Source organism: Pseudomonas sp. Pse1 (assembly GCF_024519635.1).
Classification (GTDB): domain Bacteria; phylum Pseudomonadota; class Gammaproteobacteria; order Pseudomonadales; family Pseudomonadaceae; genus Aquipseudomonas.
In genome coordinates this window covers 1-240 of sequence record NZ_JALJRO010000129.1, presented here as the reverse complement: position 1 = coordinate 240, position 240 = coordinate 1, and the positions used below count along the sequence as shown (strand labels likewise).

At 62.1% G+C, this 240-nt stretch carries 1 protein-coding gene; it reads left to right on the top strand.

The window, feature by feature from the left end:
• The coding region (locus NR126_RS29235) for a contractile injection system protein, VgrG/Pvc8 family (RefSeq protein WP_256832533.1) at positions 1-240 on the top strand (240 nt) is incomplete at both ends.

Here is a 240-nt window from a genome sequence, read left to right as displayed (position 1 = left end):
AGCGCCTATCCGCCAGCCGCGATGAGGCGCGCTATTCGGTCACCCTGCAACCGCGTCTGGCCCTGGCCGGGCGCGGTAAGCAGAGCCGGATTTACCAACAGCAGTCGGTGCCGGAAATCGTCAAAAGCATCCTGCTCGGCCGTCACGACATGGAGCATTTCGACTGCCCGTTCCATCTGGTGCGCGAGTACCCGCGCCGCGATCAGGTGATGCAGTACGACGAAAGCGACCTGGATTTTA